Origin of the sequence: Methanoregula sp. (assembly GCF_050010295.1) — an archaeon.
Classification (GTDB): domain Archaea; phylum Halobacteriota; class Methanomicrobia; order Methanomicrobiales; family Methanospirillaceae; genus Methanoregula.
In genome coordinates this window covers 455,987-478,439 of sequence record NZ_JBEKLH010000001.1, presented here as the reverse complement: position 1 = coordinate 478,439, position 22,453 = coordinate 455,987, and the positions used below count along the sequence as shown (strand labels likewise).

Sequence of the window (22,453 nt, the reverse complement as noted above, 5' to 3'; positions counted from 1 at the left end):
ATTTATACGTCTTTTTTTGTTTTTCCCGAATTTTTCACGGCCTTTTTATCCGGGTTCCTCCCTGGACCCAACCGTATTCCATAATGCCCTGAAGCCCCGGTAGGTATACCTGAAGGAAGGGCCACGATTTCTTTGGGCCCCTCCCTCGCATTCGGGCTCTTTTTCGGGTACATTCCATTTCGATGAACTCTTATATCGGCAAAACGCCGGGGCATATCCATGATTACCGTTGCAATGATTACGAGGAGACTCAAGAGAGCCGAAAAGCTTCAAAAACTTCCGGAAAAACGGTATACTTAACGGTGTTTTATGCGGAATAATACGTGACCCTCTTGCCTTTCTTGGCATATTCCCCGGCGAATGTCTCGATGTTACGCTTGTACCCGATGCGGTCGACAAAGCCCAGCTCGCGGAGTTTTTCCCTCACCCTCATCACATCGGTTTCATCGGCCCAGTCTTTTGTGTAGACATAGATGACTTTGCGGTTGTCGCGGGAGTCGGGATTGGGTTTTGCAGTGCTTACCTTGGCGGAGATCCCGAGTTCGAGAGCAACCGTAGCGTCACGCACCTTTTTCCAGGCCGCGTCCACCTGATCCGGTTCCTGGAAAATGAGCCATTTCCCCGCATTCTCGTCCTCGATGGCTTCGGGCGCACTGCCGGGAGCGTCCAGCACGACCCAGTACATCTGCGTGGTCCTAGAGGGAACGACACCTTCACCACTGCAGAGCATCTGGTAAATGGTATCGAGGCCTGAGAACCGGTTCAGCATGGCATCTGCGAGCTGCGGGTACTCTTCTTTGAATTTCCCGAAAATCTCAGAGAGGTCCGTTCTGAAGTCAAGGCCTCCTTCTACCAGTGCATACAGGTATCTTCCTTCCGCCTGCAGCCCGCGGTTCAGGAGGTGCTCGAAGATGCCGTATGCCACGTCAGCCAGCGCTTCGGGATCGACTTCAGCCATGAGTACCCGTCTGGTGTCAGCAAAAAAATAGTTTCTGTATTGATCCTGCGATCAGGATGCTTATTTTTCCACTCCCACGGTTTGAAAATCTGGAGAAAAGGTCCGGAATGACGTTGAAATGACGCCGGGTATTGTAATTGTCGAATGGTTTAAGAGCGCGGGGTTTCAAACATGTACCAACTATGGAATGGAAACGTGACTGGGGGCTGACGGCCAGAGTCTGGCTGACAGGATTATTGCTGCTGATACTCTACCTTGTCTTCATGACGGTGCTATTGGCGTTCGGAGCCGGGTACTGGCTGATAGTCCTCCTCGCAGTTGGGATAGGACTGGTCCAGTACTTCTTCTCTGACAGGATGGTACTCTGGACAACAGGGGCACGCATCATAGCAGAGGATGAATATCCCGACCTCCACCGGACCGTTGAGAAACTCTGTAAAGAGGCTGACCTTCCCATGCCGAAGATCGCGATCATGCAGAGCCCGGTCCCAAACGCGTTTGCCACCGGCAGGAGCCCGAAGCATGCGGTCGTGGCGTGCACGGATTCGATCATGCGCCTCCTGAACAAGGATGAACTCGAGGCAGTTCTCGCCCACGAGCTCTCGCATGTGAAGAACCGCGATATCCTGACCATGACGCTCGCCAGTTTTATTGCGATGATCGCCGCGATGATCATGCAGAGCTTCTTCTTCTCCGCGCTCTTCGGGGGCAACAACCAGAAGAACGGCGGGGCAGGGATCATCATCTGGATCGTCTCGATCATCGTGTATGCGGTCAGCACCCTGCTCATCCTCGCGCTCTCGCGCTACCGCGAATTTGCTGCAGACCGGGGCAGCGCACTCATAACGAAAAATCCCCATGCGCTCATCTCCGCGCTGAACAAGATCAGCGGCAGGATGGACGTGGTCCCAGTCCAAGCAAAGGCCAAAGTGGAGAGCGCGAATGCGTTCTTTATCATTCCGGCACTTTCAGGCAACACGATCATGGAACTGTTCTCCACCCACCCGCCGCTTGAAAAGCGGATCGCCAACCTCGAGAAAGTCGAGGCTGAACTCCGCGGATTCTGATAACTCCGGATACAGATACTTTTTTCCCTGTGCTGACTGCACCGTACACGGTTCATGGCAGTTTCCATCGGTGATAACCGGTGTCGTACCCGCCCGGGCTTGCATCGTTCAGGTTTATATGGTACTATGGACGATGCTCACTCTATGATCCGCAGATGGCCATTCCTGTTCCTGGTCATCCTCATTCTTTTCCTGCTGGTGCAGGCCCATGTGCCGGTCAGTGCCAACAATAATGACAATATCAACGCGGCGTTTTCCGTGGAAAACCCGGTAAAATCCTATGTCATCTATGGTGATCTCCGTCACGCCGGGGACGTGGCCTATTACCGGTTCAGCATGAATGCCGGTGACCGGCTCTCGCTCTCCCTTATGACACCCGGCTATGACACGCCTCTACCGGAGATGATCATTATGAGTCCCGCAAAGGTCGCAGATCTGGCCAGCATCCCAGCACAGGTCACGATCCCTGCCGGGTATGCTGCAGTGATTGTCCGCGGGCAGAAACCCGGCCATGCAGACTACGAACCGTTTTCCCCAAGTGCAGTTTTTGAGGTTGCGAACTACTCGCAGCAGATCGTGGCACCGGGAACCTACTATGTCGCGGTCATCAGCCCAGCTGACGAAACCCGGTACAGCCTTGCGGTTGGGTACCCGGAAGAGTTCACTCCTGCTGAGTGGGTTCTCGTGCCCGCCAATGGGATCTCAACGCATCTCTGGGAGGGGCAGTCTGACATAGCGGTCGTCGCACCGTTTCTTGCCGTGATAGTTTTCGGCCTGGTCCTGATCGGCCGGCGTGAACAACGGAGGGGCAATAAGCCCTCACTTCCGTTCTGGCTTGCAAGCTGTGCCGGATTGTTCTATCTTGGCGGGGCGGCGATCACCCTTGTACAGATGGGCCGGGCACTGAGGATGACCGACCCGTCTCCCGCTGTAGCAGTGACGCTGGTCTTTGCCCTCATTCCGATCGTGCTGGGACTCTGGATGCTGCGTATGGCGCGATCACCGGCCCCACGTTCCCTGCGCAACCGGGTTTTCCTGGTGCTGATCGGGGCGCTCGGGCTTGTATTCTGGGCGGGACTGGTCATCGGCCCTCTGATCGCGTTCGTTGCGGCAGCGGTGCCGGAATGGCAGGTGCCTCCGGCAGCTCCTCACAAATAATCCATTTCTTTGCAGGAGGTTTCCGGTATTGTACCTATCTCCCGGATGAATATGAGTCCGGGTACACCCGATACGGCAGGGGGACTTCCTAGGGACACTGCTGCAGGGCTAGGAGTGCCGGTGACAATTATTAATACAGCTCGCCGCCAAAATTGTAGAGCACAGTGCATCGATGGTCTAGAGGCATGACTTAGGCCTTCCAAGCCTATAGCCCGGGTTCGATTCCCGGTCGATGCATGCGGGCTCGTGGTCTAGTTGGCTATGACGTCGCCTTCACACGGCGAAGATCTCGTGTTCGAATCACGACGGGCCCATCTCTGTTTTGTACGCGTTCCCATAGTCCCGGGTACAAAGACAACCATTTTATTCCTGAACGTTTCCACAGGAAATAAAGGGGTATCTATATTCATGTCATATTTCTCAATAGTATGACAATTCATTGCATAGTGGTGTAATTCCGGCAGTTGCCATACAGGACAGGGTCCGGGGGGGATTCCCACTCACACAACTTTTTCCGGTATGCCCGGGGGATGCCGGAAGAAGACCGCAAGGATGACGAATGGGAAGAGATAGAGGATGTCAAAGAACGGGAATCCCAGCATGAGGATGACAATCCCGAGGACTGCAACCCCGAGGGGGACAAGGAACTTTTTCATGAGGAACGAAGCCTCGGGGCCGGTCAGTTCCGGGACGAGAAGGGACGGGTTCGTCTTGCTCGCATAGTGCCATGCATAGACGAGCAGGATGCTGAGGGCGAGATAGTTGAATTGGAACAGGATATCGGCGACTTTGATACTGGTGCTTTCCGAAGTAAAGGACTGGGTGAACGGGACGAAGACAACGATCATGAGAGAGAAGAGGTGGATGTAGAGGAACCGGTAATCGAAGGTTTTCATCCGGTGGAACATCTGGAAGTAAAAGAGCCAGAACATGCCAAGGATAATGAACGCCCCGATGAAGTCTATGACGGTAAGGATCGTGGTATCGATGAACCGGAAGAGGGAGGCGGTGTCGACGAGCGTGCCGGCCGGGGGGGTCTGGATATTCCGGATCATGAGCGTCATAGTGAAGGCATAGATGCCGTTGGTGAGACGTTCAAGGTTGACCTTGCTTATCGGTTCTTTTACTGGCATACCGCGATTCTCCTCGTACCAAAGATTGGTTCGCATTTGATATTCTTCTTTTAGGTTGCCAGCCCCTCCCTTTTGGGCCCGGCAAAACCCGGTACCCGGAGGGGTAATACTCCTACCCCCACCCATAATTTTTTCTGAAAGGGGTAACCCCCTCCACTTTTTTGGGCATGGGGGGAAGGGGGCTGACGGTAATACAAGACCTCGGCATTGAGGTTATACTCATCGAACGAGACGGATACGATCACCGGGCTTGGCGGTGCTACCTGATCGGGGATCAGTTCGCAGGCCTCGGTAAGGGCCATGGCCATCAGCAGGATTCGTATTTCCGGGCTTCCCTGATGATCGCCACCTCAAGCATATACCCTGCCCCGTCCCATATTCCCACACAAAGGAGATCTTATGCAGGTCACCCCCGCTATCCACGCGCTCAGGCTCCCATTCAGGGTGCCCGTCGCCCCCGGCATCGCTCTCGATCGGTTCGTGTACTCGTACCTCGTCTATGGCGAGACGGTCACGCTCATAGATACCGGCGTAGCGGGTTGCGAAAATACCATCTTTGACTATATCCTCTCCACCGGCCGCGACCCTTCGGAGATTGCGCTGATCATCCTGACCCACTCGCACCCCGACCATATCGGGGCGGCACGGGCAATCCGTCAGGCAACCGGGTGCCGCATCGGGGCACACCCAGCTGAGCGGGCATGGATCGAGGACGTAGAACTCCAGAACCGCGAGCGTCCGGTGCCGGGGTTTTCTGCGCTGGTCGGGGGATCTGTGCAGCTCGATCACGAACTTGTAGACGGGGACTCAATAGAGCCGGATGATTGCAGGACGTGCGACATGCAGGTGTTCCACACACCGGGCCATTCTGCAGGATCCATCTCGCTCTTCCTTCACAGCGAGGGAGCGCTCTTCTCCGGCGACGTGATACCCGTGACCGGGGACCTGCCGGTGTATGACGATGCCCTCGCATCCGTTCAGTCAGTAAGACGGCTCCGGGGACTTCCTGGCATCCAGATTCTTCTCTCAGCATGGGACGAGCCGAGGAAAGGTGAGGAGGTGTACCGGCAGATGAACCAGGCACTTGAATATCTCCAGACGATCCATGAGGCCGTGCTTTCGAGTGCCGGGGATAACTCACTTGACCCTATGAAACTGCACCAGAAAAACCGCCGCAGTCATCGGCCTGCCCCCGCAGACAGTGAATCCCCTGCTCGCCCGCACTTTTGCGGCAAACCTCCGGGTCCGGGACCGGAAGAGCCTGCTGGCAGACGATTAACAAGAACACTCCGTGAATCAAGCGGATACTATTTTTATTCCAGTTCCCGTATCTTTACCAGCCACACCTCGAACTCCTGGTAAAACCGGTGGATCTGCTCGATATCCTCCGGCTTCCTCTTCGTAACAATCTCCCGGTAATACCGGCTATGATCCTCTGCCTCCCGGTGATCTTTTTTTCCATCGAGCGGGCAGAGCTCAGCCTCGTTCTTCGTCCGGCATGCCTCGCTGGTTGCCGTGCGACAAAACGCCGTCCTTACCGCCGACCTGAGCGGTTTTACAGCACACTGCGTTTCCGAATAGCCGTCCCAGTTCTCGTTGACAGGGAACCCTCCCTTTTTGAGGGGCGGGTCCCAGGTGGCATCCACCAGCACCCAGCGCCACCCGATCTGTACCCGGCAGGCGAGGTGGTGGGCAACCGGGAGCCGGGTGGTAAGCGCCCTGAGCTCCGGCGGGTAATGGAAATCTGGATCATTCCAGACGAATGCTATCGTGGCGAATACGACGTTCAGGCCCATTTTTTTGTACATCTCCGCAAGCAGGAAGTGTTTGGGCCCGCAGTACCCTTTCCCGAGACGGAGCATCTGCTCCGGTGCTGTGCCGGGATCGGTCATGGGAACCTCCAGTGAGTACGGGATGTCACGGATATGCTCGAAAATGGCAATCATACTCCTGCGGGTATCAAGGCTGCGCGTCCATTCAGAATATTTTGCATTCACCAGCGATGACATCGGAAATTCCCGGGACTAACGCCCGCTTCTGAAAGAATCCTCTGCACTCTTCATCAGTTCAAACTTTCTGAATGGGAATCCACTAGGATACGGAATGCAGCTGCCGGTAGCTGCCTGGAGCAGGCACAAGCGATACCTGACCACAAGAGAGACTCTAGCGTCAGCGGAAAACTATTGAGCAGTCCCGCCGACTGGATGAACCCGGGCGGCAGGCGGACTGCGTGCAAAAGGAAAAAGTGAGATTATGCGTTCTTCATCTTGGCTTTTGCGACGAATCCGTCCTTGCCAATGTAGTACATGAAGCCTTTTTCCTTGGCGATCTTCTCAGTACCGACTTTCTTCTTCTTGCCGGTCTTGTTGTGCTTCATAGGGGCGGCCCAGACATACCCGTCCTTGCCGATGAAGTAGAGGTATCCCTTTTCGCGCTGAATCTTTTCTTTTCCGATTTTGGTTCCCATTTAAACACCTCAAAACCACTATTGGGTTTTGATAATGAGAGTTGACGTCTGATAATATAAAAGGTTTCCGTCGGAAGCCCGTCGAAGTCCGCAATTTTACCATAATTCTGGGGGTATTTTTGGCATTGTGACTCACTATTCACGCCGATTAAAAACCTTTTTAGATTGCCCGGTTTGGCAAAATTCGGGGGTTTTAATGGCGGAATGCCTGCCGGCGCAGTTATGCGCACCGGAAATGAAAGCGCAGCCCACGCGGGGGTTTTAGCGACGGTGACTGGAAGGGTGCGGCACGCTAACCGAGGTTCATGACCGGCATAATTCGTTTAGGGACGGTACGACTGATAGTGAGCGGCATTGCAGTAACCTCCGGGCGGATGAGCTGGTGTGATAGTCGGCTGTATTCCAGGTAAATGGCGGTGATGGATCAGGTGGCGCCATCCGGGGATCCTCATAAATAATGAGGGCCATGCTTATTAATGAGAGGGCTCGATCCCTCCCCCTGCAGGTGCCCTAAATTTATCGTCTGGCAGGCACCAGTAGTACAGGCATTTTCATGTACTTCCATCTCATCCTCACGGATCACTGCAACCTCTGCTGCAGGTACTGCAGGGCCAAGGCCTTTGAGGATCTGGAGGAGAGCGGGGGCGGGCGTGATCTGACTATCGACGAGGGTCTCCCTCTGGAACTGGAGTTCGACCTGAATCATTTGTATGAATTCTTAAAAAAAGATCCTTCGGCGACGCTTACGTTCTATGGGGGTGAACCCCTGTTACGGGCTGACCTTATCGAACGGATTGTGCGGGAGTCCCCCGTGCAGCGGTTCATGGTGCAGACCAACGGTCTCCTGCTGGACCGGCTCCCAGCGGAAATACTGAACCGGTTCACCACAATTCTCGTCTCCCTTGACGGGAGAAAAGAGCTCACCGATGCAAACCGAGGGATGGGCGTATATGACCGGGTCATGAGGAATATCCGGAAGATCCGTGCGAACGGCTATGCAGGTGAACTGATTGCCCGGATGACCGTCACGGAAACGACCGATATCGTGGATGCGGTCCGGTATCTTGCATCCAACCCCGATTATTCTTTCTCTTCCATCCACTGGCAGATCGATGCCAATTTTGCCGGGGATTTTTCCCTGCGCCAGTTTCAAGAGTGGGCGAACGGGAGCTATAATCCCGGGATACGTACGCTCGTCTGTTCCTGGGTAGATCATATGGAGAACTCAGGTGAAGTTCTGCGTTGGTACCCGTTCCTGGATCCCCTGGAAGACCTGCTTCTCGGAAAGACCAGCCTGCTCAGGTGCGGGTCCGGGTATGCCAACTACAGTATCATGACCGATGGGAGCATCGGCCCCTGCCCGGTCATGATCGGGATGCCCCAGTATTATGTCGGGCATATCTCCTGTTCGCATCCGCTGGAGCTTGCCCGCATTCTTGTCAGCGGGGAGTGCACGGACTGCAGGATCCGCGACTTCTGCGGCGGCAGGTGCCTGTACTCCAATATCACCCGGCCATGGGGGGAGGCTGAGAGGCGGTTGGTCTGTGCTGCTGTCGATAACCTTCACGATTCGCTCCAGGCAGAACTCCCGCGGGTTCAGGCACTCATCAGCAGGGATATTATCACCCTGAAGGATTTCGAGCATGAGAAATTCAACGGATGCGAGATCATACCGTAAGGACGTTATATAACTGTTTGAATAAAAAAAGATGAGATAATGCAGATGTATTTATACTGAATGGTCAAATGTATATACGCAGATTACAACTGCATGAGTAATACAATGGAAAGAAAGAGTTTTGGTGGCCCGAGAAATTTCGGTCCCAGAGAAATGACAAAGACAGTCTGTTCAGACTGTGGCAAAGAGTGCGAAGTCCCCTTCAAGCCAACTGAAGGACGGCCGGTCTACTGCAGGGACTGCCTGCCCAAGCACCGGAAACCCCGGTTCTAATTTCATCATTTTTTCTTTTTTTAGAGATTTGCCTGTGGTTTTCATATATTCTGGTACCCTCATCGAAAACATCATGGTGGCGCTCTGCAAATATGCAGACATGGCAGGGTCATGGAAAGAGGCAAGGGAATGTGCTGCCAGCGAAGGTCTTCCGCAGGTTTACCATAACTGGGATGCTGAAACCTATGGAGCATGCCGGGCTGGTGAACAACAAGGCGTTTTCAAGGCAGGGGTGTTTATTGAACACCGGTGCATCTGCATGCCTGCCTCCCTGAGTGCTGAAGAGCTTGAAACGAGAGAGAGAAAGTTCCGTGAAGACAACCCCGACTGGTAATTTCCCGGAGACTGCTCTTCCCGAAGGTAAGAACAGGCTTAAGAAGAACTCGTCAGAGTTCTTCGACTTGAGAGAGGGGGGTCACCTTCATAACCGTTTAAGAATATAAGCGAATCACACGATAAAATAGGATTTCTCCAGAGCCATTATTTTCTCTTTATTTCCTGGCGGAACCGGTGGAGGAGATCGTAAAGCATCATGCGAAACTCCACCCCGATATCTTCCCATGACTTCGCATCTGATACCGGCTGGTCTGGAGGAGCGACTTCACGGTTTTCATGCACAACCTGAGCATCGGTGCTTCTACCGGTCCCAGACTGCAACCAGAGCTGCCGCATGATCTCATAATAGCCACCTGCCAGTACGATGAGAAACACCAGCGGGATAATGATGAATGAGATATACCAGAACATCGGGTAAAGCGTTGTTGACGCAACCGTGTCAACCCACTGGAACAATTTCAGGAAAAAGGCGATACAGAAGACACTCCCGATAGCCCTGATAATCGGAAACGGCAGATTGAGGGGAAAGGGAAATGCCCCGAATATATCGCTGACAAAAAAGATGATGCCGATGAGGATGAGGAGCCAGAAGTTCTCATTGAGAAACAGAACACCGGAAAGGAACACCTTGTTCGACACATAGTACGTAAGGATGTTTGCAAGGACTACTGCAATTAAAAAACTGATGATCCCCATCATCCGTGACACGAACACCCAGCCAAGCGGTTGTTTACGATATCGCCACATACGGTCTCCCGGAAATGCAGTATAGGTTTTATCAAGACGTCTATAATAGTATTGAGCATCGGTCTTTTGGCATGAACCGGGGCACTTCAGCACAACATGTATTATGATGATTGCATGATCAACTGGTATGCAGGTCAATTGTAAACGCTATGGGCTCTACCTGCTCAGGTGGCAGGCAAGCACTCCCATCCTGGCAGGGGTCGGGATCCTTCTTGCATCCATGGGGCAGCTCGTCGCCGCAATCGTAGCAAACCTGATCGGCGGCCTCATCTTTTTCTGGGTGGACCAGTTCATCTTCACATCGCAATCACTGCTGACACACTGGGAAGTCAGGGACAATATTACCTGTGTTGACTGCGGAAAGGCCGCCCGGGGGTACCGGCTGGTCAGATCGGGAGATTACGACAAGACGCATGATCCTGAGCCGGAGTTCCGGTGCGAGGAGTGCTCCCGGAAGAAGGCTGATGAATTGAAAGGACGGGGCATCCGGACTGAGTAGCCATCGAATTGGGAAGGCATCATTTTTTCCCGATCCCATAGTATTTTCTGAGAAATTCGTGAATCTTTTCTGATTCAATATATCCGCGATCAATCCTGTTTACGATCTCATCGATCATCGTGGCATAGGTAATGATCTTTTGTGCAGGTGCACCATCCATCATGTCCGCGATGCCAACGATGCCCTGGAGAGGGTTGCGGATATGGTCGTTCAGGACGGCAAAATCCTGCAGGTTCTTCTCGATCTGCTGGAATGCTTCTTTCTTCAGATGCTCTATCTCTTCCCGTTCACTGATGTCACGGACAATAACCGCAATGGCAGGGTGCCCGAACTGGTCAAATGTCCGGGCATTGACCTCAACGGGTATACGTTTTCCGGTTTTTGTGGATACAGCTCCTGCATAAATGACATGCCCGAACGACTGCAGAATCTCAGTCGGGAGATCTACACCACCGGATCTTTCGCCTGGGAGCAGATCGGAAAGATGCATTTCCAGAAACTCGGCACGCTGGTATCCCAGCACTTCACATGCGGCATCGTTTACTTCGACAATCCTGCCAAGGCTGTTGTCTGGGTTCATGCGGCACACACAGATCGGGTCGGTGACACTATTAAAAAAAAGACGATAATTTTCCTCGCTCTGGATAAGCTTGTCGTGCAGTACGTTCTGGGACTGTTCGAGATCTTCGAGCATCCCGTTGACCCGGCCCGCGAGCCCCCCGATTTCGTCCTCACCGGCTATGTGCACCCGGGCGGAGAAATCGCGTTTTCTGCCAATTTCGTTCACTCCCCGGCTCAGTCTCTCGAGCCTCGACAATACGGTTTTTTCCAGCAGAAGGAGTGTGGCAAGACCAAAGACAAGGCCCGCAATGATGAGCAGGACCACAAAATACAGCGTGGTAGATTTTCCCTGATCATAGATCCCCCGGTCGATACCGACTTTGATGATAAGTACCGGTTTACCTGATATATCGCGTATGAGTGAATATCCGCCAAGCTGAGTGCTGTTTATAGGTTCAATGATGATCGGCGCATCGATGGTGAGGGCGTCTTTTCCCACGCGCTGGATGAACGGTATGGAGGATGCCGGAAACATCGGTAGTATGGTGATGAAATCCTGGGGGAGATCCCCAGCACTATACCCGTGCATTTCAAGCGGCAGCTGGGCCAGCGAGGAGAGCCGGGAGATCTCCGTAGTATCAATATAGCGACCCATGAGGACGTATCCGGCCACGTGCTGGTTTTCGCGGCCGGCAAAGACCGGGCGGATCGCAATCATCATCGGGCCATCGGAAAAATCTGCAATCCCCATGATGCCGGTACTTGACCCGTTCTGGAACTTCAGGTGGAGATACACTGATGGCGGTGAATGTAAGCCTGGCGGGACGGGAACCAGGGTATGGCGATTGAGATCGTATCCCTGTCCCGATATGAGACTGCCGCTGGAATTATACAGCAGGATCTCATTGAACCCGAGCCGTTCGAATGTATCAGGGTCGAGCCGGGACCATTCAGTCCCCGAAGTGTTGGCCGTCACAAACGCTATTGTATCCTCTCGCGAAGCCCAGTCATATGTCACCGCATCAAGCGCGTTTATGTCATTGCCAAGTGCGACAAGTACACGGTTGGTCTCTTTTTGGGCATTTTGCGTCTCAACCCTCGAAAAACCGCCCAGCACGATAACTTCTGACGAGATATAGAGGGCAAGGATCAGGCACAGAAGAGTGATACAGACAATTACTACGGTCTTTTTACGTATGTCCACTGATACCCCCCCGCCAGACCGGCTGATATTGACAGTTCTGTAGTATGCTTGAGCTATTCTTGTTTCTTTCGAAAAAACCCCGAAATTGCTGCAGCCTGAACTATTCCCTCTTCTGTAAAGAAGGACCCCCTGCAGTTTCCCATATAAATATTGTACAATATTGCAAATTAAAATGCAATAATATCCAAAAAATTACAATAATGTATAAGTATGTACAAAGTAAATTTGTAAACAGGATATCATCCAGGGGCCGCCGGATCCATCATGAAATCCAAAGTAGGAACTGGTCCGTTCGATCTGAAAAGAAGGAAAATGCCACATCAGATGATGTGCAGTTATACCAGGAACCTGAATCTATGAACCAAGAACTGAATCTTAATCTCGGGCTTGAGGAATTTGTCATTGCAGTAAGCAACCAGCCCAGGCCGCTGGTCATCCCCCTCTGTGCCGAGCTGCCGCTCCCGGATATCTCGCCTCTTGAGATTTATACCGGTACCCGGACGGGATGCGGGTTCCTGCTCGAATCCATGGAGGGAAGTGAGAAACTCGCGCGGTACTCATTTATCGGAATCGATCCGGAATGCGTTGTTTCCATCGGAGAGACCATAGAGGTCCGGGGGAATGAGCCCTTTGTGTCCATTGCACGTGATCCGGAGGGGAATAATCCTGTGGACAGGATCAGGTCGATCTTATCGCGATTCCACTACATGAACGTCAAAGCCCCCAGATTTTTCGGCGGTATGGTCGGTTATTTTGCCTACGACTGCGTGTATTCCCTGTTTGAGAAAGTCCCAAAAAGGGTCAGAAAGGGCCCTGATAAGACCGGCATGGAGAACGATGCCTGCTTCATGCTCGCAAAGGACTGCCTTGTTATCGATCACCGGGATAAAAAATTATTCATCTTTTCCAGCCCGTTCCTTACCTACGATTCCGACATTGCTGAGGAATATCACAGGAGCAGGGCCAAGATCCACGCCCTTGGAGGCATCATTGGCAGACTCACGGCAGGAAGTATCCGGGACCCCGGTCACGCCAACGGAGATCCGGCTGCGCTGAATTTCAGTTCGCCAGTCGCGCAGGATGCCTTCGAGCGTTCTGTAGAGCAGGTCAGGGAATATATCGCGGCAGGGGATATTTTCCAAGCGGTTATCTCACGGCGTATGGAAGTACCCGTGAACCATGACCCGTTCTCGATTTACGCTGCACTCAGGTGGATAAACCCGAGCCCGTACATGTATTACCTTGACTTCGGTGAAGAGAAAATAGTCGGGGCAAGCCCTGAGATGCTCGTGCGCGTGGAGAAACGCCGGGTCACGACGGTTCCTATTGCAGGTACCCGTCCCCGCGGGGGTGACAGGGACGAAGATGAACGGCTCGCCAATGATCTTCTTCAGGACAAAAAAGAGCGGGCCGAACACACGATGCTGGTCGACCTCGCGCGCAACGATCTGGGGAGGGTGTGCAGGTTCGGGACCGTTGAAGTCAGTGAGTTCATGAATATTGAAAAGTTCTCTCATGTCCAGCACATCGTCTCGACCGTGAACGGTGTGCTGAGAGACAACCTCGACTGTTATGATGCCTTCAAGTCCTGTTTCCCCGCTGGCACGGTATCAGGAGCGCCGAAGATCCGGGCCATGCAGATTATTGATGAACAGGAAGAAGAAGCCCGCGGCCTGTATGCCGGCGCAGTCGGTTATATCGGGTTTGACCGGAACCTCGATTTTGCAATTGCCATCCGGACTATCCGTATCCGGGATGAACGTGCCTACATCCAGGTGGGCGCCGGAATCGTCGCAGATTCTGTACCGGCGAACGAATGGAACGAGACAAAGAACAAGGCAGCCGCAATGGTGCGGGCGATCGAGCAGTCGGGGGGATACCAATGAAAGTGCTGATCGTGGATTGTTACGACAGTTTCACCTTCAACCTGTACCAGCAGGTGGGCAAGCTCGGAGGTAACCCGGTTGTTATGACCTGTGATACACCGCTCGGGCGGCTGCAGAAAAGCGGGTGCGACCGGATCATCCTCTCTCCGGGCCCCGGGACACCCCTCGACGCCGGGGTCTGCCTTGAGGTACTGGACACCATGAGCCGAACGATCCCCACGCTGGGCGTCTGTCTCGGGCACCAGGCCATCTGCACGGTGTTTGGCGGGGAGGTTGTCCGCGCCCGGCACCTGATGCATGGCAAGACCTCGGAGATCCGGCACGATGGCAAAGGGATCTTCTCCGGCATCCCGTCGCCGTTCACCGCTACTCGCTACCATTCCCTGGTCGCCCGGGAGGATTCACTCCCGGGTGAACTCGTGGTCACTGCGACGAGCATGGAAGACAACTATGTCATGGGTGTACGCCACACGAAGTACCCGATCGAAGGTGTCCAGTTCCACCCGGAGAGCATCCTCTCGCAGGATGGCGACCGCATCATCAGAAATTTCCTCTGTATGACAGGAGTCGGACAATGAAGTTCAGCGATACCATCAACCGGCTGGCAGACCGCCAGGATCTGACAACTGAAGAAGCATCCGGGGTCATGGATATCATCATGGACGGCAGGGCGTCTCAGGCGCAGATAGGGGCGTTCCTGCTCGCTCTGCGCATGAAAGGCGAGACCCCGTCGGAGATTGCTGCGTTTGCAGGAGTGATGCGCAGGCATGCCATACCGGTTAGGCCGTCGGTCAAAGGGATGCTAGTCGACACCTGCGGGACCGGGGGGGATGGCACCCGGACATTTAACATCAGTACCGCTTCGGCATTCGTGGCAGCGGGCGCAGGAGTGCCGATCGTCAAGCATGGGAACCGGAGCGTGAGCAGCACGTGCGGATCTGCTGACGTTCTCACCGAAATGGGAGTGGATATTTCGGTAGCGCCGGGATTACAGGCAAAGATCGTAGAACAGGCAGGCATCGCGTTTCTCTTCGCTCCGCGCCACCACCCGGCAATGCGACACGTCATGGCAGCACGGCAGGAGATCGGGTGCCGGACCGTCTTCAATCTTCTCGGTCCGCTGGCGAACCCTGCTGGTGCACAGGCCCAGGTTCTCGGGGTTTACCGGCCCGGGTTAACGGGGACGGTCGCAGATGTGCTTAGGCTCCTTGGACTTTCCCGCGCCATGGTGGTCCACGGGAACGGTCTGGACGAAATCACCACAACAGGAGAGACTATCGTTGCTGAACTGGACGGGGGAGTGACCCGCACGTTCACCCTGACCTCCGGCACTTTTGGTATTGCACCCGCTGTACTTCAGGATCTGGTCGGAGGAGATGCCGCAGTAAATGCCCGGATCATCCGCGAGATATTCGATGGTGAACGGGGCGCACCGCGGGATATTGTCCTGATGAATGCGGGAGCGGCGATCTATATCGGGGGGCGGGCCGGCGATCTGCACGAGGGGATACAGCGTGCTGCCAGCTCCATAGATTCAGGCAGGGCCCGTGCCAGGCTGGACGCACTTGTCACGGCTACCCGGAGTGCAGCATGATACTGGACGAAATTGTGCGGCGCACCAGGAAACGGGTTGCCAGACTGCCGGAGTCATTTCCCGAGACCACAGAAAAACCCTGCCGGGGAGCAAGCCTCGCAGGTGCAATACGGAACAGAAACGGCAAAAACGCGGTGATTGCCGAGATCAAGTGCACATCACCAAGTGGTGGCGTCATCCGGCGCAACGTTGACATGGCGATGATGGCCGGCGAACTTGCGGGAGGGGGCTGTGTCGGAATTTCGGTCCTCACAGAGCCCTACTTTTTCGGGGGAACAGGGCGGGATATCGATCGCGTCAAGAGTGCTGTTTGCCTGCCGGTGCTCCGCAAGGACTTCATCATTGAGGAACGCCAGGTCGCCGAATCCAGGGCTCTCGGTGCAGATGCGGTCCTCCTGATTGCCGCTCTGCTGGGGAAACACCTCCCGGTATTTGTGGATCTCGCCAAGAACTACGGCCTTGAACCTCTGGTGGAGGTACACACCCGGGCTGAAGCCGATGCCGCTCTTGCAACAGAGACACTGTTGGTCGGTATCAACAACCGGGACCTGGCGACCATGACTATTGACCGTTCGACCACCCGCTTTCTTTCGGAGGAACTCCGGAAAGCGGGAAAACTGGTGGTCTCCGAAAGCGGGATGCGGTCAGCCGACGACATCCGGGAGATGAAACCCTATTGCGATGCGTTCCTGATCGGCTCTTCAATCATGGCCCATAAACAGCCGAGAAAAAAACTGGAGGAGTTCGTATGCGCGTAAAGATCTGCGGGATCACCCGCCCGGAAGACGCATGTTTTGCCGAAGAGGCCGGGGCCGATGCGATCGGTGTTGTGCTCTTCAGTGAATCAAAGCGTTCGGTACCGCTGGAAAAGGCACGTGAGATTTTTGAGGCAGTAGGCCCGTTTGTTGCACGGGTTGCAGTTACCCATACAGCATCTGAAGAAGATCTCGAGGAGATCCTCGATCTGCACCCCACGGCAATCCAGATCTTCCATCCGTTTATATTCAGGCAGAATCCGGGCGTGAAGGTCATCCGCGTAGTCCCACACGGCGACCCCATTCCAGTGGACTGTGATGCGATCATCATCGATGAGAGCCATGGGGGGGGAAAACTTTTCGATCCCGCGTCAGCCGGTGAGATCGTCTGCAGGTCGAAAGTCCCGGTAATCCTTGCCGGGGGGCTGACTGCAGAAAATGTCCGCGACGCGATCCGGCGGGTGCACCCGTACGCGGTGGATGTAGCAAGCGGGGTTGAAGTGTCGCCGGGAATCAAGGACCACGGGAAAATACGGGCGTTTATCGCTGCATGCAGGAGTTTTTGAACATGGTACAGAAAGGACGATACGGAAAATATGGCGGGCAATACGTCCCGGAGACACTGATGAGCGCATTGCTCGAACTCGAAGCAGCCTATGAAAAGATAGAGAATGACCCCAAGTTCTCTGCCGATCTTGCAGCTCTCCAGAAAGAGTACGCCGGCAGGGAGACCCCGCTCACCTTCTGTGCGAACGTCTCCCGGGAACTCGGGTGCAGGGTCTACCTCAAGCGGGAGGACCTCGTGCACGGAGGATCGCACAAGCTCAACAACACCCTTGGGCAGGCGCTGCTGGCAAAGCGCATGGGCAAGAAGAAGCTGATCGCCGAGACAGGTGCAGGGCAGCATGGCGTGGCAACGGCGATCGTCGGAGCCGCGCTCGGCATGTCCGTCGAGGTGTATATGGGGGAACTCGATACGCAGCGGCAGGCACTCAACGTTTTCCGGATGGAGTTAATGGGAGCAAAGGTTGTCCCGGTCAAATCCGGGACCCGGACCCTCAAGGATGCCGTCAATGAGGCGCTCCGCTACTGGGTGGCACATGTACAGGACACCTATTTCCTCTTCGGTTCGGTGGTAGGTCCGCACCCGTACCCCCGCATTGTCCGGGACTTCCAGGCCGTGATCGGCAAAGAGACACGCAAACAGGTTATGGACAAGGAGGGGAGGCTCCCGGATACGATCGTGGCCTGTGTCGGCGGCGGATCAAACGCGATCGGCATCTTCTATCCTTTCCTCAGGGACGACGTGGAACTGATCGGCGTGGAAGCCGGAGGGAAAGGGATAGAGACCGGCGAACATGCGGCCACGCTGTGCGCCGGGGAGCCGGGAGTGCTGCACGGGGCGCTCTCCTACCTGCTGCAGGATACTGACGGACAGGTGCTCCCTACCCATAGTATATCCGCAGGCCTTGATTACCCGGGAGTAGGGCCCGAACACGCGATGCTCAGGGACCGTCACCGGGTGACCTATACCGCGGTCAACGACCCTGACGTTCTCGATGCGTTCCGGTTCCTTTCCCGGACTGAGGGAATTATTCCCGCCCTGGAATCAGCCCATGCGGTAGCCTATGTCATGCAAAACGCGAACCGTTTTGATAAAAACGACATTGTTATCATCAACCTCTCCGGCCGCGGGGACAAGGACGTTGCCGAAGTGGCAAGGACGCAGGAGTGTGCGTGATGGGACGGATTGCTGACACCTTCAAGAACTGCAGGACACCGGTTTTCATCGGTTTTACCGTGGCCGGGGACCCGGATAAGGAGACCTGTATGCGGATCGCCCGTGCTCTTATTGAGGGCGGGACGGACATTCTGGAGCTCGGGGTACCCTTCTCTGATCCGGTTGCTGACGGGCCGACCATCCAGAAGGCGGATGAGCGGGCACGTGCAGCCGGAACAAACCCCGACGTTGTCTTTGCCATCGTCAGGGATATCCGGATAACCTCGGAGGTGCCCATCGTTTTCCTTACGTATTACAATACGGTTTACCACCGGGGGATCGAGCGGTTTTACCGGGAAGCGCACGATTCGGGGGTCGACGGCATCCTGATCGCGGATATGCCGGTTGAGGAGTCCACGGAGATCTGCGAAACTGCAGCCCGTTTTGCCATTGATCCGATCTTTCTCATCGCCCAGACAACGTCAGACGAGCGGATCGGGAAAATTGCCGGGAAGGCCAGGGGTTACCTCTACCTCGTATCAGTTCTTGGCGTGACCGGCATGAGAGACGAGGTGTCGTCGGGTGCAATCGAACTGCTGCACCGGGTCCGCAGGCATACTGATCTTCCCCTTGCCTTGGGTTTTGGTATATCAACTCCCGATCATGCGAAGACCTGCTCAGCAGCCGGGGCTGATGGAGTGATCGTTGGCAGCGCGATTGTTGATATCATTGAGCGGAACCTGAATGCGCCGGACAAAATGATCCGGGAACTTAAGAGGTACGTATCGCAGATGAGATCCGGGATGCTTCCCTGACCCGATCCAAAACTTCTGGATGAACTACCTTTTTAATGCGTGCCTGCCTACAGATATCCTTGGATGAGTACGATGTCCAGAACCAGCATTTTTGTTATTCTAGCCTGTATCGTCGCAGTATTGCTCATTGCGGGGTGTACGCAGCAGCCCGCACAGACCCCGGTACAGACTACCGTTGTTCCGGTTCGGGGAACACCCGCTACAACCCCAGCGCCGGTAAGTGCGGGCATGGCAAACCCGGCATCAGTCAACTGTGGAAACATCGGTGGAACATCCGAGATCGTGTCCAACCCGGACGGCAGCCAGTACGGCATGTGCACGTTCCCTAATGGAACGACATGCGAGGAGTGGGCCCTCTTCAACGACCACGTCTGCAAACCGTACGCGCAGGCCGCAACAACGCCTGCCGCTATCGGCATGGCCAATCCTGCCTCGGTCAACTGCGGAAACATTGGTGGAACGACCCAGATCATGTCCAACCCGGACGGCAGCCAGTACGGCATGTGCACGTTCCCCAACGGAACGACATGCGAGGAGTGGACCCTTTACCGCAACGAAGGGTGCAAGCCCAACGTTTACGTAGCTCCCACCACTGCTGCCACCAACGCTTCCATTGCTTCCAAATAAAAGTTTATTCTGCCGGTTCCCCGCGGTATCCATGAACTGCGAGGATGCCGGTAACGTTCTTCACCCATTCGGGATCATTCGCGCCCGGGGGATGTGCATGGGGCAGGGATGCGATCTCTTCTTTCCAGAGCTGCGCAAGAACTTCGTCTGACGTGCTTATTTCCTGCGCGCCGATCACCGTCCCGCACCGCTGTCCCCCATGATTGAAGATCAGCATCCGGTAACAGCGGAACTCCCGGCATACCCGCGGTCGTGCAGGATAGACTGCGCAGGAAAATCCTTCACCATCCTTCCCCCTGCACAGGAATGGGCAGGGTTTTTTTACCGATACCGCCCCTGAACCGTCAGAAAATTTTTCAGATACCTTTTCTGCAAAATCCGCGTCAACGTGCACGAGGAACAGGTCACCGGTGATACCATACCGGCAATAGTAATCCCGGTCGTTCAGCTGGCGCTCGATGGTGATGAATGAACCGAAGCTCTTGCAGCATTTCCCGCAATGGTCGCACTCGAACGCCGCCATAGATTGTGAGTGTATTATCCAGGGAAGACAAATGGATTACGGTACATTGTTGCACAAACAGTTAGCTGATTCCTTGCCATCATATATTGTAAAAAATAAGAATTTTCTGATTTTTCTGAAAAATATAAATAATGGGCGTGCCAACAATAATCCGGAGAATCCAGATGCTTAAGAAGAACAGCGGTACCGGGTGTAGTCCGGGAGCTGAGTGCGGATGCACACCGGGATCAGGCTGTAAAGTCGAAGCGGTCCTCTCGGTGGACGAGCGGGGACAGATGGTGCTCCCCAAGGATGTCCGTGAGAAAGCCGGGATCAAAACCGGGGACAAACTCGCCCTGATCAGCTGGGAGAAGAATGGCAGTGTCTGCTGCCTTGCACTGATGAAAGCCGAGAGCCTGAGCGGGATGGTAAAAGACGTGCTCGGCCCGCTTCTATATGAAAGCGACTGAAGGGGAGAGGGAAAGCATGGATACGATCCCAACAGCCGGATCAAACCGCTGCGCCGGTTCACCCGGACAGGGTTCCGCGTCATGCAATTGTGGGACGAACCACTCATCACCACCAGAGATTCGGACAACTGACAGCGCAATTACCTTCGCTAACCGGCTCGACCATTTCCTCGCCCGCTGGGGTGTGAACCGGAGTGGTCACTGCGTGGAGCCCGGCCTGTACCGGCTCGGGAATCCCACCCCGGATTCCCCGGTCTTTGCTTCGGCAAATTACACTCTGAGTTTCGATGCTCTCCGTTCTGCACTCGAGGGATACGATGCGTTCATTCTGGTTCTGGATACCAAAGGGATCAATGTCTGGTGCGCTGCGGGCAAGGGAACGTTCGGGACGGGGGAACTGGTACGGAGGATCGAAGTCACGGGGCTTGCAGGTGTCGTGGGCCATACGAAGATTATCATGCCCCAGCTCGGGGCACCGGGAATTTCATGGCCGGAAGTCCTGCACAAATCCGGGTTTTCCGTTGAATACGGCCCGGTACGGGCGCGCGACCTACCGGAATATCTCAGAGCGCATAAGGCGACACCGGAGATGCGCAGGGTGGTGTTCCCGCTCTGGGATCGCGCCGTTCTCATCCCTGTTGAACTCATCCATGTCGCGCTTCCGGCGATTATTGCCGCCGTCACGCTTTGGTTCCTTGCCGGCCCGGTCGCTGCACTTGCAGCCATTGCCGCGGTAATTGCAGGAACCGTACTCTTCCCGGTTCTGTTGCCAGTTCTCCCGACAAAGGACTTCTCCTCAAAAGGGTTGCTTCTTGGGGGAGTCGTGGCAATTCCGTTTGCAATTGCCTTCGCTTCCGCGCCGGCACTGCCCGGCTGGGCAACAACCGCCGGAGCCCTCGCTCCGCTCCTCATCATACCTGCCGTAACCGCATATCTTGCACTGAATTTCACCGGCTCAACAACTTTCACTTCCCGGACAGGTGTGAAGAAGGAGATCTTCCGGTACGTACCCGTCATGGCACTCATGGCCGGTGCCGGGGTAATTCTTGGGATAGTGCTTGGCGTGAGCCGTCTTATCGGGGTGATCTGATGCCCAATTCCGGAAAGGTTCCTCAAAACCCAGGTGAGATGAACAAGCCATCAGGGTTCTCCGACTCCGGAAAGGTTTCTCAAAACCTCAACGGGGAGAAGAATCAGGCAGGATTTTTCGACTCCTATATGGAGACCACGCTGAAACTTGATCCAGACCGGTGCATCAACTGCAAACGCTGCCTTCAGGTCTGCCCGCACGCAGTTTTTACCGAGGGGTATGACCATGTCGACCTCGCCCGTCCTGCCACCTGCATGGAGTGCGGCGCCTGCGCTTTAAACTGTCCCGTTCAGGCAATTACCGTACAGAGCGGGGTCGGGTGTGCGTGGGCGATGATCAGCGCTGCCCTGAGGGGAAAGGACCTGGACAGCGGGGAATGCAGCTGTGGAGGAAGCGAGGAGTCGTGCTGCAGGTCGGACAAAGAAGAGTCATCATGTTGCGAGGGAAAATGACGGAAAAAACCCGGGTCCTCTTCATCTGCACCGCCAACGCTGCACGTTCCCAGATGGCGGAAGGTTACCTGCGGACAAGGTATGGCGACCGGTTCGAGGCCTTTTCCGCCGGCACCCGCCAGTCCAAAGTCAGTGCACGTGCAATAGTTGTGATGCAGGAGATCGGGATCGATATCTCGGGCCATCGGTCGAAGACACTTGATGCAGTATCCGGTATGCATTTTGATCTGGCAGTTACGCTCTGCGATCGTGCCCGCCAGGTCTGCCCGGTTGTGAATGCCGCCAAAAGAACCATTCACCGGGGATTCCCCGATCCCCACCTCACACCCGGTTCTGATGATGAGATTCTCGAAGGATATCGCCGGGTCCGGGATGAGATTACCGCCTGGATCGACGCTGTATTCGGGATAAACAGGCCGCAGTGACCGTACGATTCTTCCGACAATAACATTGATGGTATG

28 protein-coding genes and 2 tRNA genes are annotated in these 22,453 nt (G+C 54.9%); 21 read left to right on the top strand and 9 right to left on the bottom strand.

Annotated elements, in window-relative coordinates:
- Positions 1-2: 2 nt before the first annotated feature.
- Together ABSB80_RS02535 and ABSB80_RS02530 are read right to left on the bottom strand one after the other, a co-directional pair.
- Positions 3-254, bottom strand: a complete 252-nt coding sequence (locus tag ABSB80_RS02535; RefSeq protein WP_428367823.1) for a hypothetical protein — start codon at positions 252-254, stop codon at positions 3-5.
- Between the two features lie 53 nt (positions 255-307).
- The gene (locus ABSB80_RS02530) at positions 308-958 is read right to left on the bottom strand and encodes a putative phosphothreonine lyase domain-containing protein (RefSeq protein ID WP_428367821.1); all 651 of its coding nucleotides are present in this window, start codon (positions 956-958) and stop codon (positions 308-310) included.
- A gap of 182 nt (positions 959-1,140) precedes the next feature.
- Between ABSB80_RS02530 and htpX the strand changes: the two genes are divergently transcribed.
- The 4 genes from htpX to ABSB80_RS02510 all read left to right on the top strand — a co-directional run bounded on the left by htpX (position 1,141) and on the right by ABSB80_RS02510 (position 3,497).
- The gene (gene htpX, locus ABSB80_RS02525) at positions 1,141-2,025 is read left to right on the top strand and encodes a zinc metalloprotease HtpX (protein WP_428367819.1); all 885 of its coding nucleotides are present in this window, start codon (positions 1,141-1,143) and stop codon (positions 2,023-2,025) included.
- Positions 2,026-2,169: 144 nt separating this feature from the next.
- Positions 2,170-3,183, top strand: coding sequence for a hypothetical protein (locus ABSB80_RS02520; protein WP_428367817.1), 1,014 nt, complete (start codon positions 2,170-2,172; stop codon positions 3,181-3,183).
- A 166-nt stretch (positions 3,184-3,349) separates the two neighbouring features.
- Positions 3,350-3,420: transfer RNA gene (locus tag ABSB80_RS02515), tRNA-Gly, on the top strand.
- 3 nt (positions 3,421-3,423) lie between these two features.
- Positions 3,424-3,497, top strand: a tRNA-Val gene (locus tag ABSB80_RS02510).
- 186 nt (positions 3,498-3,683) lie between these two features.
- Here ABSB80_RS02510 and ABSB80_RS02505 read toward each other — a convergent pair.
- Together ABSB80_RS02505 and ABSB80_RS02500 are read right to left on the bottom strand one after the other, a co-directional pair.
- On the bottom strand, positions 3,684-4,316 hold the full coding sequence (locus ABSB80_RS02505; RefSeq protein ID WP_428367815.1) for a TMEM175 family protein: 633 nt from the start codon (positions 4,314-4,316) through the stop codon (positions 3,684-3,686).
- Positions 4,317-4,366: 50 nt separating this feature from the next.
- Positions 4,367-4,618 (bottom strand): hypothetical protein, encoded by a 252-nt coding sequence (locus ABSB80_RS02500; protein WP_428367813.1) that lies wholly within the window; start codon positions 4,616-4,618, stop codon positions 4,367-4,369.
- A gap of 97 nt (positions 4,619-4,715) precedes the next feature.
- Between ABSB80_RS02500 and ABSB80_RS02495 the strand changes: the two genes are divergently transcribed.
- Complete coding sequence (locus ABSB80_RS02495) at positions 4,716-5,678, top strand: MBL fold metallo-hydrolase (RefSeq protein ID WP_428367811.1); 963 nt, start codon at positions 4,716-4,718, stop codon at positions 5,676-5,678.
- Here the strand turns inward: ABSB80_RS02495 and ABSB80_RS02490 are convergent.
- Together ABSB80_RS02490 and ABSB80_RS02485 are read right to left on the bottom strand one after the other, a co-directional pair.
- Positions 5,630-6,325: a transglutaminase-like domain-containing protein gene (locus tag ABSB80_RS02490; protein WP_428367807.1), complete on the bottom strand. Its 696-nt coding sequence runs from the start codon at positions 6,323-6,325 to the stop codon at positions 5,630-5,632. The genes ABSB80_RS02495 and ABSB80_RS02490 overlap by 49 nt on opposite strands.
- A gap of 242 nt (positions 6,326-6,567) precedes the next feature.
- The gene (locus ABSB80_RS02485; protein ID WP_299968050.1) at positions 6,568-6,783 is read right to left on the bottom strand and encodes a hypothetical protein; all 216 of its coding nucleotides are present in this window, start codon (positions 6,781-6,783) and stop codon (positions 6,568-6,570) included.
- 553 nt (positions 6,784-7,336) lie between these two features.
- Here ABSB80_RS02485 and ABSB80_RS02480 point away from each other — a divergent pair.
- From ABSB80_RS02480 to ABSB80_RS02470, 3 genes are all read left to right on the top strand, one after another.
- On the top strand, positions 7,337-8,461 hold the full coding sequence (locus ABSB80_RS02480) for a TIGR04084 family radical SAM/SPASM domain-containing protein (RefSeq protein ID WP_428367805.1): 1,125 nt from the start codon (positions 7,337-7,339) through the stop codon (positions 8,459-8,461).
- 105 nt (positions 8,462-8,566) lie between these two features.
- Entirely contained in the window at positions 8,567-8,734 is a 168-nt protein-coding gene (locus tag ABSB80_RS02475; protein ID WP_015286826.1) for a CxxC-x17-CxxC domain-containing protein, read from the top strand.
- A gap of 34 nt (positions 8,735-8,768) precedes the next feature.
- Complete coding sequence (locus ABSB80_RS02470) at positions 8,769-9,068, top strand: hypothetical protein (protein WP_428367803.1); 300 nt, start codon at positions 8,769-8,771, stop codon at positions 9,066-9,068.
- A gap of 146 nt (positions 9,069-9,214) precedes the next feature.
- Here ABSB80_RS02470 and ABSB80_RS02465 read toward each other — a convergent pair whose 3' ends face one another.
- Complete coding sequence (locus tag ABSB80_RS02465) at positions 9,215-9,817, bottom strand: hypothetical protein (RefSeq protein ID WP_428367802.1); 603 nt, start codon at positions 9,815-9,817, stop codon at positions 9,215-9,217.
- Between the two features lie 127 nt (positions 9,818-9,944).
- Between ABSB80_RS02465 and ABSB80_RS02460 the strand changes: the two genes are divergently transcribed.
- Entirely contained in the window at positions 9,945-10,316 is a 372-nt protein-coding gene (locus ABSB80_RS02460) for a hypothetical protein (RefSeq protein ID WP_428367800.1), read from the top strand.
- 19 nt (positions 10,317-10,335) lie between these two features.
- Here the strand turns inward: ABSB80_RS02460 and ABSB80_RS02455 are convergent, their stop codons facing one another.
- Positions 10,336-12,081, bottom strand: a complete 1,746-nt coding sequence (locus ABSB80_RS02455; protein ID WP_428367798.1) for a CHASE4 domain-containing protein — start codon at positions 12,079-12,081, stop codon at positions 10,336-10,338.
- A gap of 356 nt (positions 12,082-12,437) precedes the next feature.
- Here ABSB80_RS02455 and trpE point away from each other — a divergent pair, with 356 nt between their 5' ends.
- From trpE to ABSB80_RS02415, 8 genes are all read left to right on the top strand, one after another.
- Positions 12,438-13,967: an anthranilate synthase component I gene (trpE, locus tag ABSB80_RS02450; RefSeq protein ID WP_428367796.1), complete on the top strand. Its 1,530-nt coding sequence runs from the start codon at positions 12,438-12,440 to the stop codon at positions 13,965-13,967.
- On the top strand, positions 13,964-14,545 hold the full coding sequence (locus ABSB80_RS02445) for an anthranilate synthase component II (RefSeq protein WP_428367794.1): 582 nt from the start codon (positions 13,964-13,966) through the stop codon (positions 14,543-14,545). The genes trpE and ABSB80_RS02445 overlap by 4 nt, the downstream gene beginning before the upstream one ends.
- Positions 14,542-15,561: an anthranilate phosphoribosyltransferase gene (trpD, locus tag ABSB80_RS02440; RefSeq protein ID WP_428367792.1), complete on the top strand. Its 1,020-nt coding sequence runs from the start codon at positions 14,542-14,544 to the stop codon at positions 15,559-15,561. Before ABSB80_RS02445 ends, trpD begins: the two co-directional genes overlap by 4 nt.
- Positions 15,558-16,319: an indole-3-glycerol phosphate synthase TrpC gene (locus ABSB80_RS02435; protein ID WP_428367790.1), complete on the top strand. Its 762-nt coding sequence runs from the start codon at positions 15,558-15,560 to the stop codon at positions 16,317-16,319. The genes trpD and ABSB80_RS02435 overlap by 4 nt, the downstream gene beginning before the upstream one ends.
- Positions 16,310-16,882, top strand: coding sequence for a phosphoribosylanthranilate isomerase (locus tag ABSB80_RS02430; RefSeq protein ID WP_428367788.1), 573 nt, complete (start codon positions 16,310-16,312; stop codon positions 16,880-16,882). The genes ABSB80_RS02435 and ABSB80_RS02430 overlap by 10 nt, the downstream gene beginning before the upstream one ends.
- Before the next feature lie 2 nt (positions 16,883-16,884).
- Positions 16,885-18,057, top strand: coding sequence for a tryptophan synthase subunit beta (trpB, locus tag ABSB80_RS02425; RefSeq protein ID WP_428367786.1), 1,173 nt, complete (start codon positions 16,885-16,887; stop codon positions 18,055-18,057).
- Positions 18,057-18,851 (top strand): tryptophan synthase subunit alpha, encoded by a 795-nt coding sequence (trpA, locus tag ABSB80_RS02420; RefSeq protein WP_428367784.1) that lies wholly within the window; start codon positions 18,057-18,059, stop codon positions 18,849-18,851. The genes trpB and trpA overlap by 1 nt, the downstream gene beginning before the upstream one ends.
- A gap of 63 nt (positions 18,852-18,914) precedes the next feature.
- A complete protein-coding gene (locus ABSB80_RS02415; RefSeq protein ID WP_428367782.1) occupies positions 18,915-19,478 on the top strand; it encodes a putative hemolysin in 564 nt (187 codons plus the stop codon).
- 4 nt (positions 19,479-19,482) lie between these two features.
- Here the strand turns inward: ABSB80_RS02415 and ABSB80_RS02410 are convergent, their stop codons facing one another.
- The gene (locus ABSB80_RS02410) at positions 19,483-20,001 is read right to left on the bottom strand and encodes a YkgJ family cysteine cluster protein (protein ID WP_428367780.1); all 519 of its coding nucleotides are present in this window, start codon (positions 19,999-20,001) and stop codon (positions 19,483-19,485) included.
- A gap of 164 nt (positions 20,002-20,165) precedes the next feature.
- Between ABSB80_RS02410 and hgcC the strand changes: the two genes are divergently transcribed.
- The 4 genes from hgcC to ABSB80_RS02390 are packed head-to-tail and all read left to right on the top strand — an operon-like array spanning position 20,166 to position 22,417.
- Positions 20,166-20,450, top strand: coding sequence for an HgcAB-associated protein HgcC (gene hgcC / locus ABSB80_RS02405; protein ID WP_428367778.1), 285 nt, complete (start codon positions 20,166-20,168; stop codon positions 20,448-20,450).
- Positions 20,451-20,466: 16 nt separating this feature from the next.
- Positions 20,467-21,540 (top strand): mercury methylation corrinoid protein HgcA, encoded by a 1,074-nt coding sequence (gene hgcA / locus ABSB80_RS02400; protein ID WP_428367776.1) that lies wholly within the window; start codon positions 20,467-20,469, stop codon positions 21,538-21,540.
- A 38-nt stretch (positions 21,541-21,578) separates the two neighbouring features.
- Complete coding sequence (hgcB, locus tag ABSB80_RS02395) at positions 21,579-21,992, top strand: mercury methylation ferredoxin HgcB (RefSeq protein WP_490356195.1); 414 nt, start codon at positions 21,579-21,581, stop codon at positions 21,990-21,992.
- Positions 21,989-22,417, top strand: coding sequence for an arsenate reductase ArsC (locus ABSB80_RS02390; RefSeq protein ID WP_428367774.1), 429 nt, complete (start codon positions 21,989-21,991; stop codon positions 22,415-22,417). The genes hgcB and ABSB80_RS02390 overlap by 4 nt, the downstream gene beginning before the upstream one ends.
- Positions 22,418-22,453 lie beyond the last annotated feature (36 nt).